We start from the raw sequence: 19,497 nt of genomic DNA, 5'->3' as shown, positions 1-19,497 counted from the left end.
ACGCGGCTCTTAAGTGTAGCGGGTGAAACACCCGCCTCTGTAGCCGGACATCGTCTGCTTCAACTGGCCGCCCCGGCCGGTTCCGTGCTACCGCGCGCGCAAATTCCCTCACTGACGACACAGGCGATCCCCATGCCGCGCGACCAGATCCGGGTCACCCGCGCCCTCCTTTCCGTTTCGGACAAGACCGGGCTCACGGACTTCGCTGCGGCGCTGAGCCAGCGCGGCGTCGAACTGGTCTCGACCGGCGGCACCCACCGCGCGTTGACCGAAGCGGGTCTTGCCGTCCGGGAAGTCTCCGAGCTGACGCGCTTTCCCGAGATGATGGACGGCCGGGTGAAGACCCTGCATCCGGCCGTTCATGGCGGCCTGCTCGCGGTGCGCGATAACCCCGAGCATCAGGCGGCTTTGGCCGCCCACGGCATCGGCGCGATCGACCTGCTCGTGGTCAACCTCTACCCGTTCGAGGAAACGCTGAAGGCCGGCAAGGCCTATGACGATTGCGTCGAGAACATCGATGTCGGCGGCCCGGCGATGATCCGCGCGGCGGCCAAGAACCATGCCGACGTCGCCGTGGTGGTGGATGTCTCGGACTACGGCGCCATCCTCGCCGAACTCGCGGAGCATGACGGCAACCTCACCGCCATCACCCGCCGCCGGCTGGCGCAGAAGGCGTTTTCGCGCACCGCCTCCTACGACGCGGCGATCGCCAACTGGCTCGCCGAGGTCGAGGGGCGCGACAAGGCCCCGACCTTCAAGGCGCTCGGTGGAACGCTCGCCCAGAGCTTGCGCTACGGCGAGAACCCTCACCAATCCGCCGCCTTCTACCGCCTGCCCGGCACCCTGCGCCCCGGCATCGCCACCGCTCGGCAGGTCCAGGGCAAGGAACTGTCCTACAACAACCTCAACGACACCGACGCCGCCTACGAATGCGTCGCCGAGTTCGACCCCGCCCGCACGGCGGCGGTGGCGATCATCAAGCACGCCAACCCCTGCGGCGTGGCCGAGGGGCCGGATCTGCTGGCGGCCTATGAGCAGGCGCTGGCCTGCGATCCGACCTCGGCCTTCGGCGGCATCGTCGCCCTCAACCGGCCTCTCGACGCCGCGGCCGCGAGAAAGATCGTCGAGATCTTCACCGAGGTCATCATCGCCCCCGATGCCTCCGAGGAGGCGCTCGCCATCGTCGGCGCCAAGAAGAACCTGCGGCTTCTCCTCGCCGGCGGCCTCGCCGATCCGCGGGCGAAGGGCGAGGTCATCCGCACGGTGGCGGGCGGCTTCCTGGTCCAGGGCCGGGATGCGCTCAGCGTGGACGACATGGACCTGAAGGTCGTGACTAAGCGCGCCCCGAGCGAGGCGGAACTCGCCGACATGCGCTTCGCCTATCGGGTGGCCAAGCACGTGAAGTCGAACGCCATCGTCTACGCCAAGGGCGGCGCCACGGTTGGCATCGGCGCCGGGCAGATGTCGCGGGTGGATTCCTCGATCACCGCCGCGCGGAAAGCAGCCGAAGCGGCGCAACGCCTCGGCCTGTCCGAGAGCCTCGCCAAGGGTTCGGCGGTGGCCTCCGACGCCTTCTTCCCCTTCGCCGACGGCCTGCTCGCCGCCGCCGAGGCCGGTGCCACCGCCGTGATCCAGCCCGGCGGCTCGATGCGCGACGATGAGGTGATCCGGGCCGCCGACGAGGCCGGGCTCGCCATGGTGTTCACCGGCGTGCGCCACTTCCGGCACTAGAGCCGTATCCACCTGATCGCATCAGGCCGCCGTCTTTCAATTCCTGTTTCGACGCGCTTTCCCATGCCGAACCGACGTCCGGTTCGTCGGAAAGCGTTTTAAGGCGGCGCGCTCGGCACATCCCTTAACCGGAGCCGGGGAGGCTTTCGAAATGAAAAAGGCCCCGCCTCTCGGCGGGGCCTTTTCCGTATGGTCGGTCGGCTCCGAAACCGTCAGGACAGGATGTCCCGGTCCTTGGTCTCGGGGATGAAGATCAGGCCGATCACGAAGGTGAAGAGCGCGATCACGATCGGGTACCAGAGGCCGAAATAGATGTCGCCGGTCTGGGCCACCATCGCGAAGGCGGTGGCGGGCAGAAGGCCGCCGAACCAGCCGTTACCGATGTGGTAGGGCAGCGACATCGAGGTGTAGCGGATCCGGGTCGGGAACAGCTCCACCAGCGCGGCGGCGATCGGGCCGTAGACCATCGTCACGTAGAGGACGAGGATCGTCAGGATGCCGACGACCGCGAGCTTCTGACCCGTGAAGATGTCGATCGGGTTCGCGGCCTTGATCACGGTCGGATTGGCTGACGCGGACGGATAACCCGCCTCGGTCAGCGCCGCCGGCACCGCCTTGGCGAAGTTTGGATCGGCGACGGGGAAGTCCTTGCCCTTGATGCTGACCACGGTCGGCGTACCGGCCGGCTGGTTCTCGGTGGTGTAGTTCACGGCGGAGCGGGCGAGCAGCGCCTTGGCGACGTCGCACTCCTTGGTGAACTTGGCGGTACCGACCGGATTGAACTGGAACGAGCAATCGTCCTTGTTCGTCTTCACCACCACCGGCACGTTCGCCTGGGCCGCGTGCAGGGCCGGGTTGGCCTGGGCGGTCAGCATGTTGAACAGCGGGAAGTAGGTGAGCGCCGCGATCAGGCAGCCGCCGAGGATGATCGGCTTGCGGCCGATCCGGTCCGAGAGGCTGCCGAAGAACAGGAAGCCGCCGGTGGCCAGAATCAGCGACCAAGCGATCATGATGTTGGCCGTGAACTGATCGACCTTCAGGATGCTCTGCAGGAAGAACAGCGCGTAGAACTGGCCGGTATACCAGACCACGGCCTGACCGGCGGTGAGGCCGAGCAGGGCCAGCAGCGCCCACTTGGCGTTCTTCCACTGGCCGAAGGCCTCCGAGAGCGGCGCCTTGGAGTGGGTGCCCTCCTCCTTCATCTTCTTGAAGGCTGGGCTCTCCTGCATCTGCAGGCGGATCCAGACCGAGATGGCGAGCAGCACCACCGAGACGAGGAACGGAATGCGCCAGCCCCAGACCTGGAAGGCCGTCAGCGTGGTCGTGGTCCCGTCCGCGTTGGTCACCGTGGTCGCCGGATAGGCGCTGTTCACGTAGCCTTGCGTCGAGAGGATGATGATCAGCGAGAGCAGCAGGCCGAGCGTCGCGGTGGTCTGGATGAAGGCGGTGTAGAAGCCGCGTCGTCCCGCCGGAGCGTGTTCGGCCACGTAGACCGCCGCGCCGCCGTACTCGCCGCCGAGCGCGAGACCCTGGAGCATGCGCAGCGCCAGCAGCGTTACCGGCGCAATCCAGCCGACATTGTAGGCCGCAAGGGTCGTATAGGAGGGCAGCAGGCCGACCGCGAAGGTCGAGATGCCCATGATCAGGATGGTGACGAGGAAGGTGTACTTACGACCAACCATGTCGCCGAGCCGGCCGAACACCAGTGCGCCGAACGGGCGCACAAGGAAGCCTGCGGCGAAGGCCAACAATGCGAAGATGTTGCGGGTCGCCTCCGGGTATGCGGAGAAGAACTGCGCGCCGATGATCGCAGCGAGCGAGCCGTATAGATAGAAATCGTACCACTCGAAAACGGTCCCGAGCGAGGAGGCCATGATGACCTTCTTCTCACCCGCAGTCATCGGCCTGACTGCGTCCCCGGACCGCGGTATTGCGGTTGCCCCAGCCATCTCTGTCGTTCCTCCAGGTCACACGTGCAGGTCACACGCGCGCGGGCGTCCGGTTCGCCGGCTTCAACCCGCTCCATGCGCTCGGCGCATGCACACGCATGTGTTACCGCATGCCTTGAAGCTGCCCAATAGGTAAATCGCGGTGCAGGATGCGTAGTTGACAGAATTCGGGCTGCGGTAACGGGCGAAGACTTGGCGGACGCACAAAGGGCGCAGCCTCGTCGGCTGCGCCCTCTACGGTTGGCCTACGCCCGAGGCTCAGTGCGCGTGGGCGCCCGAGGCTCCGATGCCGGTCTCCGAACGCACGAACTGGGCGTCGAACGCGGCCCGCTCGCGGTCGGCTCGACGGGTCCTGTCGATCTTCGAGACCGCCCAGATCGTCACGAAGGCCAGCGGCATCGAGAACAGGGCTGGGTTCGCGTAGGGGAACAGGGCCGCCGGATGACCGAAGGTCTTCACCCAGACCGCGTCGGACAGCACCACCATGACCACCGCCGCCAGGAGTCCGACGAGGCCGCCGATGAGCGCGCCCCAGGTCGTGGTGCCGCGCCAGAGGATCGACATGGCCAGGACGGGGAAGTTGCAGCTCGCCGCCACGGAGAAGGCGAGCCCGACCATGAAGGCGACGTTCTGGTTCTCGAACACGTAGCCGAGATAGATCGCCACGATGCCGATGCCGACGGCGGAGGCCTTGGAGAGGTTTACCTCCGCCCGCTCCGTGGTCCGCCCGCGGGCGAAGACCTGCGCGTAGAGGTCGTGGCTGATCGCCGAGGCGCCGGCGAGCGTCAGGCCCGCCACCACCGCGAGGATCGTCGCGAAGGCCACCGCCGAGATGAACCCGAGGAAGTACGGCCCACCCACCGCGTTGGCGAGGTTCACGGCCACCATGTTGGTGCCGCCGACCATGTCCTTGATCTTGTCGTAGGTCGTGCCGTCCGCGCCGAGCTTGAAGTAGCTCGGGTCGGACATCAGCAGGGCGATGCCGCCGAAGCCGATGATGAAGGTGAGGATGTAGAAGTAGCCGATCAGGCCGGTGGCGTAGAACACCGACTTACGCGCGGCCTGGGCGTCCGACACCGTGAAGAAGCGCATCAGGATGTGCGGCAGGCCCGCGGTGCCGAACATCAGGCCGACGCCGAGCGAGAGCGAGTCGATCGGGTTCGAGACGAGGCCGCCGGGCGCCATGATGGCGTCGCCCTTCGGATGGGTTTGCACGGCGGTCGCGAACAGCTTTTCCGGGCTGAAGCCGTACTTGTAGAGCACGGCGCCGGCCATGAAGGTCGCACCGCCGAGCAGCAGGCAGGCCTTGATGACCTGCACCCAGGTCGTCGCCTTCATGCCGCCGAAGGCGACGTAGATGATCATCAGCGCGCCGACGATCACCACCGCGTAGAGGTAGGGTAGGCCGAACAGGAGCTGGATCAGCTTCCCGGCGCCGACCATCTGCGCGATCAGGTAGAACGCCACCACGACGAGGGTGCCGGTCGCCGAGATGATGCGGATCGAGGTCTGGTCGAGGCGGAAGCTCGCCACGTCGGCGAAGGTGAACTTGCCGAGGTTGCGCAGACGCTCGGCGATCAGGAACAGCACGATCGGCCAGCCGACGAGGAAGCCCGTCGAGTAGATCAGGCCGTCAAAGCCTGAGGAATAGACGAGTCCCGAGATGCCGAGGAAGGATGCTGCCGACATGTAGTCGCCGGCGATCGCCAGGGCGTTCGTGCGCGCCGAGATGCCGCCACCGGCCGCGTAGAAGTCGGCCGCCGACTTCGAACCCTTCGCCGCCCGGTAGGTGATGCCGAGGGTGAACAGGACGAAGAACAGGAACATGAAGATCGCGGGCCAGTTCGTGGCCTGCTGCTGCACGGCGCCGAGATCCGGCCCGGCTGCGAGCGCCGGGGTCGCGCCGACAAGGGCGGCGCCGAGAAGGGGGACGAGGCGGATCATTTCGCGAGGCTCCGGATGAGGTCGGCCGAGAGCCGGTCGTAGCGGGTGTTGGCGCGGGCGACGTAGATCCCCGTCAGCACGAAGGCGAAGACGATGACGAACATGCCCATGTAGAAGCCGAGCGAGCCCGTGCCGCCGACCTTGGTGGCGAGCAGCGCCTTGTCGAAGGCGATGAGGCCGATGAAGCCGAAATAGACGAACAGCATCAGGCCGGTGAGGATCCAGCCGAAGCGTGTGCGTTCGTGCACCAAGGTCTTGAAGGTCGGGTGCTCGGCGATGCGGTCGAGCCGGTGATCGGGCTCGGGCATGTCGAGGGCTCCTGCCCCATGGAGCGAGCGGGCGTCCGACGTCGCGGATGGTCCCACCGTCTGGATGGTGCTCATGAATCTCCTCCGGCGCGATCGTGGCCCCGCGCGGCGAGGGCCAGGATCGGCTGCTCATTCTTTAAGGACGACAATCAGGGCGCTGGCGCTCGCCCCGTCAGGACCCGCGACCGGCGCGTCGGAAGCGGACGCCCGGCACGCCGGTTTCCGGCAAAAGTCGTTGCGTGAGACGGCTCCGGCCGCGCGAGACGGCCGGAGCCGTCGGCACCGCTCAAGCCGAGCGGTTCTGGCGGTTCTCGATCAGGTCATCGACCACGGCCGGCTCGGCCAGGGTCGAGGTGTCACCGAGCGAGCCGAAATCGTCCTCGGCGATCTTGCGCAGGATGCGGCGCATGATCTTGCCGGAGCGGGTCTTCGGCAGCCCCGGCGCGAACTGAAGCAGATCGGGCGAGGCGATCGGGCCGATATCCTTGCGAACCCAGGTGACCAACTCCTTGCGCAGCTCGTCCGTGCCTTCCTCACCCTCGTTGAGGGTGACGTAGGCGTAGATGCCCTGGCCCTTCACGTTGTGCGGATAGCCGACGACCGCGGCTTCCGAGACCTTCGGATGGGCGACGAGGGAGGATTCGACCTCCGCCGTACCCATGCGGTGTCCGGAGACGTTGATGACGTCGTCCACGCGGCCGGTGATCCAGTAATAGCCGTCCGCGTCCCGCCGGGCCCCGTCGCCGGTGAAGTAGAGATCCTTGTAGGTCGAGAAGTAGGTCTGCTCGAAGCGCTCGTGGTCGCCGTAGACCGTGCGCATCTGGCCGGGCCAGCTGTCCTTGATGCAGAGGTTGCCCTCGCAGGCGCCGTCGAGAATCTTCCCCTCGGCATCGACCATCACCGGCTGCACGCCGAAGAACGGAAGCGTGGCCGAGCCGGGCTTCAGCCGCGTCGCCCCCGGCAGCGGGGTGATGAGGATGCCGCCGGTTTCGGTCTGCCACCACGTGTCGACGATCGGGCAGCGGGAATCGCCGACGACGCGGTAGTACCAGTCCCAGGCCTCCGGGTTGATCGGCTCGCCGACCGAACCCAGCACCCGCAGGGATTGGCGCGAGGTCTTCTTCACCGGGCCCTCACCGCCGCCCATGAGCGAGCGGATCGCGGTTGGCGCGGTGTAGAAGATGTTGACCTTGTGCTTGTCGATCACCTCCCAGAAGCGGGAATTCGACGGATAGGTGGGGATGCCCTCGAACATCAGCGTGGTCGCGCCGTTCGCGAGCGGACCGTAGACGATGTAGCTGTGCCCGGTGACCCAGCCTACATCGGCCGTGCACCAGTAGACGTCGCCTTCGTGGTAATCGAAGACGTATTGGTGGGTCATCGAAGCGTAGACGAGGTAGCCGCCAGTGGTGTGCACCACGCCCTTCGGCTGGCCGGTCGAGCCCGACGTGTAGAGGATGAAGAGCGGGTGCTCGGCCTCGACGGCCTCCGCCGGGCATTCGTCGGTCACCTGTTCGGCGGCCTCGTGGTAATAGACGTCGCGGCCTGGCTCCATCGCCACGTTGCCGCCCGTGCGCTTCACCACGATCACGTGGTCCACGAGATCCTTGTCGAGGCGCTTGATCGCCTCGTCCACGTTGGCCTTGAGCGGCACCTTGCGCCCGCCGCGCAGGCCCTCGTCGGCCGTGATGACGAGTTTCGAGCCGCAGCCCTTGATCCGGCTCGCCAGCGAGTCGGGCGAGAAGCCGCCGAAGACGATGGCGTGGATGGCGCCGAGACGCGCGCAGGCCAGCATCGCGTAGGCGGCCTCGGGGATCATCGGAAGGTAGAGCGTGACGCGGTCACCCTTGCCGACGCCGCGATTGCGCAGAACGTTGGCCATCCGGCACACTTCGGCGTGCAACTGCCGGTAGGTGATGTGCTTCGACTCGTTGGGGTCGTCGCCCTCCCAGATGATCGCGGTCTGGTCGCCGCGGGTCGCGAGATGACGGTCAATGCAGTTTAGCGCGACGTTGGTCTTGCCGTCCTCGAACCATTTGATCGATACGTCACCCGGCGCAAAGCTCGTATTCTTGACTTTGCTGAACGGCGTCGACCAGTCGATCCGTTTGCCATGCTCGCCCCAGAACGTCTCAGGATCAGAAACGGAGGCCTCGTACATTTCCTTGTACTTGGCTTCGTCGATCAGAGCCCGGTCCCGCCAGGCATCTTGAACGTCGATGACCTTCTCGCTCATTTGGTTTCTTCCCTGCCGGTGCCCGATCGTATCGCGAAGGTCCGCGCAGCCGGGGCTTCCTCAGAACTCTTAAGCGCACATGAATACACCCGGCAAGCACCAAAAAGTCGAGGTCGGCAGTTTTGCGCAATCGAGTTGCACAGTAATTCATTGGAGGCGTCGCGCACACTGACGGTCTTCCGGAACAAGTCCGGGAAACGCTTGTCGTATCATGGGAATTGGGCGGGCGCCGCCGCGGTTCCCACCGGCGCGCCGTGTGTCAGGCGGCCGGAAACAGCATCTCGACGAGGGTGCCTTCGTCCTTGCGGCTGCTGATGCGGAACCGTCCGCGATTGGCCTCCACGAGCGCCTTGGTCAGCGTCAGGCCGAACCCCTTCTCGTCCCCCTCCGAAACAGCGCCGAGATCGGCCCCGAACGGCTCGAGTGCGCTCATCAGCTCGTCTTCCGTCATGCCCGTGCCGGTGTCGCGCACACGCAGGGCGACTTCTCCCTGCTCGGCGAGCGTGGTCGAGACGATCACCTGTCCGCCGGCCTCCGTCACGCGGATCGCGTTTCCAAGTACGGTCAGCGCCGCCTGCCGGATCGAACGCTCGTCCGCCTTCATCGCCGGCAGGTTGGGGGCGAGGCTGGTGCGCAGGACGATGCGGTCACGCGCCGCCTGGGGCTGCTGCGCGGCGATGCACGAAGCGACCAGCTCGTTCAGCGCAAGGTCGGCGAAGGTGAGCTTGCCGCGGCCGGCCTGAATCTCGGCTAGATCGCGCAAGTCGTCGATCAGGCCAGCGATCCGGCCGCCGGAGAGACGCACTTCACGTAAGTAGGCCTCCAGACGCTCCGCATCCGCCCGGTCGAAACGGTCGGAGAGCATCATGTCGGTGAGGCCGAGGATCGCGTTGAGCGAAGGGCGGATCTCGCGGCTGACCCGCGCGAGCGCGTTGGCCTTCCAGACACCCTCCGCCTCGGGCTCGCTCCGCCGCGCGGGTTCCGCGACCGGAGCCGGAGGCGCCACGTCCTCATCGCGGATCTCGCGCAGGCTGGCACAATAGCCCGGCGCGTCCTCCCCGAGCAGGCGGGCGATGCGCAGGCGCAACGCCGCCGCTCCGGTGCGCACGGTCACGCCGTGGACCTCGCTCGTCCCCGAGCGGCGGGAATCCGTGACGGCGGTCTCCAGCGCCGACAGGCTCTCGGGCGCGAACAGGTCGGCAAAGCGACCGCCCACGACCTCCTTGGGATGGGCATGGACGAGTTCGGCAGCGCTCGGGTTGAGGCCGACGACGCGGCCCTCGGCATCGAGGGTGACGACGCCGTCCTCCAGACTATCCAGCACCTTCTCCGCCCGCAGCCGCGCGGCATTGGCCGGAATGGCCGGAAGTTGGATATCGCCGGCAGCGGGCATGGCCCGCGCAAGGCAGATTTCGGCCTGCGCGCCCTCCCAGACGAGGCCGGCCCGATCGACGAGAAGCGCCACCGTGCCGCCCTCGGGCCGCGCGAAGGGCACCGGCCCGATGATCTCCCGATCCCTGGGCGGCAGCCCGCGGAAGAGATGCGCGAGGCCCGCCTGACGCAGGGCCGGCAGATCCGCATAGCCGGTGAGATCGAGGAAGGTGCGGCTGGCGAACAGCATCTCGCTGCCGCGGTAGACGAGCACGCCGAGAGGCAAGCTCTCGAGCAGCTCGGTGAGTGCGAGCCGCGCGCGCGTCTCGGCCTCCGAAAGGCGGCCCTGCGGGATCGGGAACGGCATCACCGAGCCGCTCGGCGCGGATTCGGCGCGCGCCGGCATCGGCGCCGCGTCGTCCCCGTCTTCGTCGGGAGCGAACCGCAATCCGAGAACGCGTGCGACCTCGCGGAAGGCGGCATGCTCGTTCACCGACAGGCCGGATTCCGCCTCCGTCTCATCGACCGGGGCCTCCTCCTGCAGGCTCTCCGGTCCGTCTTCCTCATCCTCGACCGCACGCTCCATCAAACGGGCGTGGCGCTCGCCGAGGATTGCGAAGCCGCCGAACCCGGAGAAGTCGTCGGTCGAACGGCCCGCAGGAGCGCCCGAGATTTCGAGCGCGTGCTCGTAGGCACGACCGCGCACCAGCAGCGGCAGGGTCCGAAAGGTGCGCCGGCCCGCGAGCGCTTCCGTCAGCGCCGCGCCCTCGATCACACCGTCGGCGGCGAGCATCGCCCAGGAGCGGCCGGACAGGGCTTCGGCGAGGTCGGGATGGGTGCGCGAGACATGGGTCAGCACGCCATCGGCATCGCTGCGCCAGATCACACGGAGCGGCAGCTCGGCCGTTTCCACTTCCGGCGCCGGGGATGGCACCGGGGATGGCGACGAGGCCTCGGGCTTCGCGACATCCGGGCCCACATCCGCCGGGGGCGGATCGGCCTTGGCCGGCCCGCTGTCGAACGGCCGCAAGGCCGGTAAGGATCCGATCGGGGCGAGGAGCAGGACCGGATGCCCCTCGCCGATCTCGACCCGCGCGGCAAGGGCGACCACGGGCGGCGCGACACCGCGGGGATCGAAGCGCAAGCGGATCATGCGGGGCCGCGTGCCCAGGGCACCGGCGCGGCGGATCTGCTCGGACAGGCGAAGAGCTGCAAGGACGGTGCCGTCCGATCCGGCGACGCCCGCCCGCAACGGGACCGCCGCACCGGCGGCGTAAAGGATCCGCTCGGCTGTCTCGTCGAGAACGAGCAGACCGCTGCCCTCGCGAACGAGATGCGCGATCGATGCGTCGTCTCTCCAGCGCGCCAACGCGTCACGAATGGCCGCATCGTCGCCCGGATAGGAAGCCTGCACTGCGCGGTCCGACATCCGAACCCTGGTCATGAACCCCTTCATCGCCCTGTCGCCGGTCGTTCGGGGCATGAACACCTGAGCCCTGTGTAACTTAACTGCGGCCAGACGTGGACACTGAAGCCTGCCGCCACACGTTTATCAACTGGTAACCTCAATTGGTCCCCCGGGGCTGGAAAAAAGGTTACCCCTGCGCTATTGTGCAGTGCACATTGTGCGCCGCACAACGAGCGCCCGATGCCAACATCAGGAGAGAGACGTGACAAACACTCCGAATTACGAAGTCCCGACCGAGATGCGCGACTTCGCCGAGAAGAGCGTCGAGCAGGCCCGTAAGGCGTTCGATTCGTTCATCGGCGCGGCCCGCCGCACCGCCGACACCGTCCAGGGCTCGACCGAGCTCGCCCGCAGCAACGCCACCAGCATCTCCTCGCGCGGCTTCGAGTACGCTGAGCAGAACGTCAACGCCGCGTTCGACCTGGCGCAGAAGCTCGTGCGCTCGCGCGATGTGCAGGAGGCCATGCAGCACCAGGCGGAGTTCGTGCGCGCGCAGTTCGCGGCGATTCAGGCGCAGGCCAAGGAGTTCGGTGGCCTCGCACAGAGCGCCTTTCAGCAGAGCGCCGAGAACGCCAAGAGCGTCATGCAGCAGGGTGCCGCCGACGCTCGCCAAGCCTACGAGCAGGGCGTCGAGACGGCCCGCGAGAATGCCAACGACGCGCAGAAGTCTTCTTCCTGACGCACCCTCCGCACTACGGTTCGGATGGCACGTAAGGCCGACGGCCCGCTCCCAACGGAGTGGGCCGTCCTCGTTTCGGGACTTACCCCTCTGGTTTCATCCAGAAAGGCGGTCTCCCGCTCCGCCTCTTTTCCGCCGTCGGGGCGCCGCAAGGCTCCCCGCCTCGCCGGCTCCGTGTGAGGCGGCCCAGCGGAGGTTTTGGACACAATGCGTTCCGTTCGTACTCTCGGTCTCGCGGCCCTGATCGCCGTCGCGGCCGGAAGCCTCGCGCCCGCCCAGGCACAATATTACGACGACGGCTACGATGCGCCTCCGCCCCGCGCGCGCGCCTATCGCGATCGCGACTGGGGTGGCCCGCCGCCGCGCCGAGCCATGGGCCTCAATTGCGATGCGGTGCAATCGGGCATCAGCGGCCTGCAGCCGTTCTCCTGCCCTCTGCCGGGCCCGCGCCCGCTGGGCGCCCGCTGCTTCTGCGATATGCCGGTGTCGTTCCTGAACGGTCCGCGTACGGCCGTCGGGCGCGTCGCACCGTAAACGCCTTCTCGCACGCCGGCGGTTGGCGGGCCGCGATGCCCGGACACCGAGCCAAGACGAGAACAGCCGCGCCGGGATGACCGGCGCGGCTCTTCTCTGAGGTCTCGATGATCCGGCGCGTCAGTTGACGATGACGGTGGCTCCAACCTTCACGCGGGAATAGAGGTCGGTGACGTCCTCGTTGGTCATGCGGATGCAGCCCGAAGAAACGGCCTGCCCGATCGTGTCCGGCTCGTTCGAACCGTGGATCCGGTATTCCGACTTGCCGATATACATCGCGCGGGCGCCGAGCGGGTTCTCGATGCCGCCAGCCATGTAGCGCGGCAGGTCCGGACGACGGGCGATCATCGCCGCCGGAGGCGTCCAGCCCGGCCATTCGCGCTTGGCGGTGATCTTGTTCACGCCGCTCCAGGTGAAGCCCGGACGTCCGACGCCCACACCGTAGCGAACCGCCTGGCCACCCGGCATCACGTAGTAGAGACGGCGCTCGGCCGTGGAGACAACGATCGTGCCCGGCGCGTAGCGGCTGTTGTACTCCACGACTTCGCGGGGAATACGCGCCACCTGCGCTTGAGCGGCCTCGTCCTCTCCGTAACCCTGGCTATAGCCTCGCGCGCTGGAGCCGCGCTGCGTGGCATAGGGGTCGTAGACCGGCCAGCCGCCTCGCGACGATTGCTCCTGGTAACCATCGTCGTCCGAGCCGAACGGATCGTAGGGCGCAGCGTTTGCAGCGCCCATCGTGAGAACACAGACGCCGACAACGCCGGCGAGAACAGATGCCAAGGTCTTCATCGCAGGGGCCTACCTGTGCAGTAATCTTTGCCATTACAAGCGTGACTGTGCTTGGTCGGTTCCCTGCTGTTTACGGATTTTCCACGACTCGGCCGTCCGGCGGCTCACGTCAGCTTGGCCATAGCGATGTGGTTACTCCCGAATCGGCCACGGCCCGGCGTGACGCGCGACCCGCCTCGGGCCGTCATCCGAGAGCCACGGCACTGCCAAGGACGGTCGGCCGCCGAGTCGCGGCAGCTCGTAGCGGTCGCTGTGCGTCAGGCGCGCCGCGGGAAGTATTGCTCGGGTTACCGGTTCGGCGAAGCCTCCGGCCCGGTGCTTGCCGGAAAGGCCGTGGCGTTCCGCGAGAGTGTCCATCGCTAAGGCTGGCTCAATGCTCTGACGTCGCGCAGCAAATCCGCGTCAGAGCCCAATCAAACCATGGTTCATTTTATTTCTTGACCCGCCCCGCCTCACCTGATCGCCTCGAAACCCGAAAGAGGTCGGAGGGATGGTCGGCTTGCTTCTCGAAAAGCGGAAGTGACTTACGGTTCTCAGCTCGATCGGCGGACCGACCTCAGCTTTCGCCTGCTGGCAGGATTACCTTGGACGACACCGCGCATCAGGAGCGGACCGACTGGGAACTCGTCTATGCCGGCATGGGCGTGGGCGTCGTCGGCCTGATCGGGGCGGCCCTGTTCTTCCGTCGTCGGCGCGACGCGGTCGCGGCCTGACGATCACCCAGCACGGCGCCGATAGCTCAAGACGATGCTTCCCGCGCGGTCAGCTGACCGGGGGTGACGGATCGCGGGCAGCCCGCTCGGCCTCAACCAGCACGTCGAAGGCGCGCCACGGTTTCGGGATGAACACCGCCCCTTCCGGCAAGGACGTCCCGTGCTCCGGTTCGACGCCGGAGGTCACGACCAGCCGGGTGCGCGGCCAGAGGGTGGCGATGGCTCGGGCAAGCTGAAGTCCATCCATCGCCCCCGCCAGACGGATATCGGCGAAGACCAGAGCGACGTCGCCGCCTCTCTCCTGCAGGACGCTCAAGGCACGCTCGGCGCTGTCGCAGCCGATCACGCGCAACTCGGTCTCTTCCAGTACGCTCTCGGCCAGTTCGCGGGTGTCGCGCTCGTCCTCGACCACCAGGGCGATGCGGGCGTCCGGACGCTCGACCTTCGCCGGCGCGGCGCGTTCGGCGTGATCGACCCGCCGAACTAAGGCGGCGAGATGGTCGGGAATGCCCTCTGCGACAAGGTTGTCGTAGCAGGAGGCGAGCGCCTGCCCGATCTGATCGAGTTTCATGCTCGGCAGAAGCGGATCATCGGCGAGCCCCCGATGCGATCGGTCTCGAAACGTGTCGTTCAAGGCGAAACGATCCTCCCCTGCGCGTCCGGGCCGCACCACACCACAACAAAGCGGTCGGGCGCCGCTCAGTTGCGTCGAAGGAGGATTTTCACCGTCGCGGGCCCGCCGCGCGGCGGGCGGCCGCAGCTCTACTGAACGGTCTCGGCGTCGGCGAGCGCGACAAGGCCGGCCACGGTGCGGACGTCGCGGTAGCGGTCGCCGCGGGCGTTCATCATCGCCTCGAACTTCTGGTGCACCTGGGCGACCGAGAGGCTCGCGGGCTTGCGGTGGCGGCCCCGGCCGGTGGTGCCGGCAAAGAAGATCGACCGGTTGGCCCGGGCCGGGCCGGGCAGCAGAGTCGCGGCGGCAGCGGTCGGTTTGTCGACCACCTGGGACAGGAAGTTCTCGGCGTCCTCCGGCCCGAGGAAGTGCGCGAGGTAGACCTCGCCGAGAGTCAGCTCGCGGCCGATCTTCAGGGCGATGCGTCCGGCGTCGCGCTTCAGCATCTCGCCGGCCATGACGGCCGAGAGGTAGGGGTCGCGGCGCAGGTCGAGGATGCGGGAACGCTCGGCCTGATCCTGGATCGACGGCCGGTCGTTGCCGTCCGGGACGATCAGGCCGGCCTCCTTCTCGTATCCGTATCGGGGTCCGAAATCGCGGATCACGCCGAGCCAGGTGCGCTCGATGAACTGGAACAGGCCGGTGGCCGAGGAGGTCTTGGCCTGGACGGCGGTGATGAAGCTCGACTCCTTGTCGGCCACCGCCATGAGCAGGACCGGATCGGTCTGCACCGCCTGAGCCGCCTTCACGATCGTTTGCACGAGGTGGCGGCGGATCTTCATCGGCCCGAATTCGAGGATGTCGTTCGGGTCGCCGGTCGAGGTCTGCGAGAGCAGGAAGTCGTAGGAGACGCGGTCGACCGTGTTGGTGCCGAGTTCGGTGTCGAGATCGCCCACGGGGTGGAAGCTCGCGGAGGCAGCCAGCACGCTCGACACCGGCATCTCGGGCGCGAGCGCCTGAAGGCGCGGCTTCGGCATGGCGAGATCGGACACCTTGGTCGAGGCCTCGGCCCGGCCGAAATCGGTGCCGGCATTGAGCAGAACCGCGCTCAAGCCCCCGGCGAGCAGGGTCATCGACAGGATGGAGCGGACCAGAGCCGTGCGGCTGCCGTGATCACGCCCCGTCCGGGAATTCAGGGTGATGGCGTCGGAGGACGGGGTGGGACGCCCGCTCTTGCGAGGAGCGTGGGAAGAAATCTTGGTGGTCCGCGGCGATCCAATCGAACGGCCCTGCATCGTTGTCGTCGCTCACTCTTCGTGATGGCGCCAGCGGCGTATGGGCAACAGTTACGCCGCCGGATGTGGCGCAAACACGGCCGAGGTTGTGGCATCCCCAAGGCAGTGCGGGGCAATTTGCGGGCAAGCTGAGCCATTTGGGGGGTTATCCCCGGACTTGTCCCCAAGGAACGCGCGAGGGCTCGACCCTGGGGGCTGCAGCGTCCATCGCGGAGCGATGTCACCGGACGGAGACAAGGGCCGGGGCGCACATCCTTCTACTTTTACTTCTACTCTGACAGAGACATCGAAAACGCTGTCCGACGAAGTGGTGACCGGTTCGTCGAAAGACGGCTCCACCAATCAAGCGCCTGGCGACGCCAGCCTAATCCAATCAGGTCGGATACAACGCCAACAACGAGCATTATAAATCCGATTTCGAAAAACCTCTACAAATTATGAAATTCTTCATCGTCTTGATTTTTTCCACTCGAAGCGGCGTTGATACGACATAAACTGCGAAAACCCTTTAACTCCGTGTACTGATTCTTGAGGCAATAGAATGCCCGCCACACCCGGGGTTACCCATGCCAAAAATTTCACTCAGCGTTCGAGCATCCCTGGGATGCCTCTTTGCAGCGATGCTCGTCGTGTCGATCCTGCAGGGTGCTGCCGCCTATTAGAAGATCAACAGCATCTCTACTGTCACGAATGATATTCTCGAGAATACTATTCCCTCCATCAACGAAGCACATGCAATCAACGCGCTCATTCTGCGCACGCGACTTTGGCAGGCTCGCTACATGACGCCCGAGAATGAGGCGTCGAGGGAGCAGAGCAGAGCCAGAATTGTCGAGTTCGCGACAGAACGCGACCAAAGGGTTGCGGCATACCAATCGCTCGTCGCGAGCGCGGACGAGCAGCAGACGTATGACGAGTTGAAGGCGAAGCTTGATCTGCTGAGAGCCGATGGCGAACGCCTTCGGGCTTTTCCGAATGAGCGCTACGAAGAAGCCATCGCGTTCTTCCGCGGCTCGATGTACGCGAACTACCTCGCCGTCTCGGCCGCAGCACGCAAGCTCGTCGATATCAATATTGCGAATGGCAAGAAGGCCGATGCCGCCGTCCGGTCGGAGCAGGCTTCGGCGATGCGGAGTACGCTGCTCATCCTCGGCCTTGCCGTCCTGATCGCCCTGAGCGCGATGACCTTCTGCTTCCTGGGTGTCTCGCGTCCGATCGAGCGGATGACCGCGGCGATGCGGCGCTTGGCCGGCGGGGACGCAGCCTCGGAGATTCCCTATGCCAGCCGCCAGGACGAGATCGGTGCGATGGCCGGCGCCGTGCAGGTGTTCCGCGACAATCTCGTTCGGACCCGCCAGCTCGAAGAGGAGACTGCGCTCGCGCGTGCCTCGGCTGAAGAGCAGCGCAAGGCCGGCATGCGGCAGATGGCCGATGGCTTCGAGGCCGCGGTCGGCGGCATCGTCGGCATGGTGTCCTCGGCCGCCAGCGAGTTGCAGGCCACGGCCCAGAGCATGAGTTCCACCGCCGGACAGACCGCCACCCAATCCACCAGCGTGGCGGCGGCTGCCGAGCAGGCTGCGGCCAACGTCAACACCGTGGCGGCGGCCGCCGAAGAACTCGGCTCGTCGGTAGCCGAGATCAGCCGGCAGGTTTCCGGCTCGGCCGACCTCGCCCAAATGGCGGTGGCGGAGGCCAATGCCACGGCGGGCCTCGTGCAGGAGCTGGCGCAATCGGCCAGCCGCATCGGCGACGTGGTGGCTCTGATCTCGCAGATCGCGGGGCAGACGAACCTCTTGGCGCTCAACGCCACGATCGAGGCGGCCCGTGCCGGCGAGGCGGGGCGAGGCTTCGCGGTCGTGGCCGCCGAGGTCAAGGAACTCGCCAACCAGACCGCGCGCGCCACCGAGGAGATCGGGCGGCAGATCGGCCAGATCCAGGGATCGACGGATCAGGCGGTCGGCGCGATCGGCGGGATCGGCACGCGCATCCGCGAAATCGCGGGCGTCGCGGCCTCGATCGCGACGGCGGTGGAGGAGCAGGGCGCGGCGACCCAGGAGATCGTCCGCAACGTTGCTCAGGCGTCCGCCGGGACGAGCGAAGTGACGACAAACATCGCGGGCGTGGCCGGTGCGGCCGAGGAGACGGGTGCAGCCGCCGCGCAGGTGCTGGCCTCGGCCTCCGAGCTGTCGCGCCAGTCCGAGCACCTCAACGCCGAGGTCGGGAACTTCCTCGCCACCGTGCGCGCCGCCTGACCGGAACAGAGTAGACTTCTAAGCTACGCTACGGCCCTCGCTCGATGAGCGGGGGCCTTTCGCAATCTGGGCCTTTAGCGATCGATCGACGACGCGAATTGTGCCGTCCACGATGCGGTCAGCAGACGATCGAGTGGATCGAGGCTGACCTTCGATCCTTCCGATCTCACAGCCGCCGGAGCGCCACGCTCTCGATGCGGTGGCTCGGCCCCTTGGCCAGGATCAGACCGGCCCTCTGGCGCGTGGGCAGGATGTTGTCGCGCAGGTTCGGTAGGTTGATCGTCGTCCAGAGCCGGTCGGCGATCTCCAACGCCTCGGTCTCGGTGACCTCGGCGTATTTGCGGAAATAGGAGAGCGGATCGCGGAAGGCGGTCTGGCGCAGGCGCAGGAAGCGGTTGACGTACCAGCGGTGCAGGTCGTCCTCGTGCCCGTCGAGATAGATCGAGAAGTCAAAGAAGTCGGAGACGAAGGGAATCGCGGTGCCGTCCCGCGGCAGGCGCGCCGGCTGGAGGACGTTCAGGCCCTCGACGATGAGGATGTCGGGCGATTCGATCACCTGCTCCTCGCCGGGCACCACGTCGTAGACGAGGTGTGAATAGACCGGGGCGGCAACGCGCCTGTGCCCGGCCTTGATGTCGGCAAGGAACCGCAGAAGCGCCGCGCTGTCGTAGCTCTCGGGAAAACCCTTCCGCTCCATCGCGCCCATACGCTGCAATTCGGCGTTGGGGTGGAGGAAGCCGTCGGTCGTGATGAGATCGACCTTCGGCGTGTTGGGCCAGCGGGCGAGCAGCGCCTTCAGCACCCGTGCCGTGGTCGATTTGCCGACCGCCACCGAGCCGGCCAGGCCGATGATGTAGGGCACCTTGGTGTCGTGGTCGGCGAGCAGGAAGCGCTGCGTCGCCTTGAACAGCCCCTGGGTTGCCGCAACGTAGAGCGAGAGCAGGCGGGAGAGCGGCAGGTAGATCGCCACGACCTCCTCGATCGAGATCGGGTCGTTGAGCGATTGCAGGCGGCCGATATCCTCGGCGCTCAGCGTCAGCGGAGCGTCGGCACGTAGCTGCGCCCATTCGTCCCGCGAAAAGATCCGATAGGGCGAGAGGCGGCCCGGCCCCTGGCCGGTCACCGGATTCTGGCGCTCCTCCGGTTCGATCCCCGCCGAAGGGATCGGGGCGCCGATCATGTGTGCCTCCGCGCCGCCTTCTCGGCGAGCCCGCTCTGGGCGGTGCGCCGACCCAGCTCCGCCATCACGTCGTCGAGCGGTACGCCCGCCGCCTTGAGCGTCACGACGAGATGATAGAGCACGTCCGCCGCCTCCGAGACGAGCGCCTTGGGGTCGCCCTGCACCGCGGCGATGACAGCCTCGACCGCCTCCTCACCTAGTTTCTTGGCAGCCTTGGCTGGCCCCTCGGAGAGCAGCTTTGCCGTGTAGGAGGTCTCGGGGGGCGTGCCGGCGCGGCTGTCCACGAGGGCGGCGAGGTCGTCGAGGCTGAACTTCGTCATAAGGCGCGCAAGCGGAAACCGTATCATGCGGCATCGCCTGATCGGATACCGGCACTTTAAACCCTGCGCAGGCTCGGGCCCCCGGTCAAGGGGCGCGGGCATCCGCCCACCG

The 19,497-nt window shown here is 66.8% G+C and carries 15 protein-coding genes; 5 read left to right on the top strand and 10 right to left on the bottom strand.

The features are described 5' to 3' along the window. The first annotated feature begins 132 nt into the window (after positions 1-132). On the top strand, positions 133-1,731 hold the full coding sequence (gene purH / locus OVA30_RS08985) for a bifunctional phosphoribosylaminoimidazolecarboxamide formyltransferase/IMP cyclohydrolase (RefSeq protein ID WP_268175245.1): 1,599 nt from the start codon (positions 133-135) through the stop codon (positions 1,729-1,731). A 212-nt stretch (positions 1,732-1,943) separates the two neighbouring features. Here the strand turns inward: purH and OVA30_RS08980 are convergent, their stop codons facing one another. From OVA30_RS08980 to OVA30_RS08960, 5 genes are all read right to left on the bottom strand, one after another. After that, on the bottom strand, positions 1,944-3,680 hold the full coding sequence (locus OVA30_RS08980; RefSeq protein WP_003597384.1) for an MFS transporter: 1,737 nt from the start codon (positions 3,678-3,680) through the stop codon (positions 1,944-1,946). A 258-nt stretch (positions 3,681-3,938) separates the two neighbouring features. Next, entirely contained in the window at positions 3,939-5,624 is a 1,686-nt protein-coding gene (locus OVA30_RS08975; protein WP_003597383.1) for a cation acetate symporter, read from the bottom strand. Continuing rightward, complete coding sequence (locus OVA30_RS08970; protein WP_003597382.1) at positions 5,621-6,007, bottom strand: DUF485 domain-containing protein; 387 nt, start codon at positions 6,005-6,007, stop codon at positions 5,621-5,623. Before OVA30_RS08970 ends, OVA30_RS08975 begins: the two co-directional genes overlap by 4 nt. 211 nt (positions 6,008-6,218) lie before the next feature. Continuing rightward, positions 6,219-8,168, bottom strand: a complete 1,950-nt coding sequence (gene acs / locus OVA30_RS08965) for an acetate--CoA ligase (RefSeq protein WP_012752884.1) — start codon at positions 8,166-8,168, stop codon at positions 6,219-6,221. A gap of 259 nt (positions 8,169-8,427) precedes the next feature. Further along, the gene (locus OVA30_RS08960; protein WP_268177473.1) at positions 8,428-10,968 is read right to left on the bottom strand and encodes a sensor histidine kinase; all 2,541 of its coding nucleotides are present in this window, start codon (positions 10,966-10,968) and stop codon (positions 8,428-8,430) included. 241 nt (positions 10,969-11,209) lie between these two features. Between OVA30_RS08960 and OVA30_RS08955 the strand changes: the two genes are divergently transcribed. Both OVA30_RS08955 and OVA30_RS08950 read left to right on the top strand, forming a co-directional pair. Beyond that, entirely contained in the window at positions 11,210-11,686 is a 477-nt protein-coding gene (locus tag OVA30_RS08955) for a phasin (RefSeq protein ID WP_268175244.1), read from the top strand. 207 nt (positions 11,687-11,893) lie between these two features. Next, positions 11,894-12,220 (top strand): hypothetical protein, encoded by a 327-nt coding sequence (locus tag OVA30_RS08950; RefSeq protein ID WP_268175243.1) that lies wholly within the window; start codon positions 11,894-11,896, stop codon positions 12,218-12,220. 120 nt (positions 12,221-12,340) lie between these two features. On the opposite strand, the gene OVA30_RS08945 is transcribed toward OVA30_RS08950, so the two are convergent. After that, complete coding sequence (locus OVA30_RS08945) at positions 12,341-13,012, bottom strand: L,D-transpeptidase (protein ID WP_147018490.1); 672 nt, start codon at positions 13,010-13,012, stop codon at positions 12,341-12,343. 584 nt (positions 13,013-13,596) lie between these two features. Between OVA30_RS08945 and OVA30_RS08940 the strand changes: the two genes are divergently transcribed. After that, a complete protein-coding gene (locus OVA30_RS08940) occupies positions 13,597-13,725 on the top strand; it encodes an LPXTG cell wall anchor domain-containing protein (protein ID WP_268175242.1) in 129 nt (42 codons plus the stop codon). A gap of 49 nt (positions 13,726-13,774) precedes the next feature. Here the strand turns inward: OVA30_RS08940 and OVA30_RS08935 are convergent, their stop codons facing one another. Further along, the gene (locus OVA30_RS08935) at positions 13,775-14,296 is read right to left on the bottom strand and encodes a response regulator (protein ID WP_015822915.1); all 522 of its coding nucleotides are present in this window, start codon (positions 14,294-14,296) and stop codon (positions 13,775-13,777) included. A gap of 191 nt (positions 14,297-14,487) precedes the next feature. Beyond that, positions 14,488-15,633: a transglycosylase SLT domain-containing protein gene (locus OVA30_RS08930; RefSeq protein ID WP_003597369.1), complete on the bottom strand. Its 1,146-nt coding sequence runs from the start codon at positions 15,631-15,633 to the stop codon at positions 14,488-14,490. A 665-nt stretch (positions 15,634-16,298) separates the two neighbouring features. Here OVA30_RS08930 and OVA30_RS08925 point away from each other — a divergent pair. Continuing rightward, complete coding sequence (locus OVA30_RS08925) at positions 16,299-17,885, top strand: methyl-accepting chemotaxis protein (protein WP_268177472.1); 1,587 nt, start codon at positions 16,299-16,301, stop codon at positions 17,883-17,885. 166 nt (positions 17,886-18,051) lie between these two features. On the opposite strand, the gene coaA is transcribed toward OVA30_RS08925, so the two are convergent. Next, complete coding sequence (gene coaA / locus OVA30_RS08920; protein ID WP_056192762.1) at positions 18,052-19,065, bottom strand: type I pantothenate kinase; 1,014 nt, start codon at positions 19,063-19,065, stop codon at positions 18,052-18,054. Continuing rightward, a complete protein-coding gene (locus OVA30_RS08915; RefSeq protein ID WP_012752879.1) occupies positions 19,062-19,385 on the bottom strand; it encodes a phosphoribosyl-ATP diphosphatase in 324 nt (107 codons plus the stop codon). Before OVA30_RS08915 ends, coaA begins: the two co-directional genes overlap by 4 nt. Between the last annotated feature and the right edge of the window lie 112 nt (positions 19,386-19,497).

This window comes from Methylorubrum sp. SL192 (assembly GCF_026672325.1).
GTDB classification, from domain to species: domain Bacteria; phylum Pseudomonadota; class Alphaproteobacteria; order Rhizobiales; family Beijerinckiaceae; genus Methylobacterium; species Methylobacterium extorquens.
This window is presented reverse-complemented; position numbering and strand designations above follow the sequence as displayed.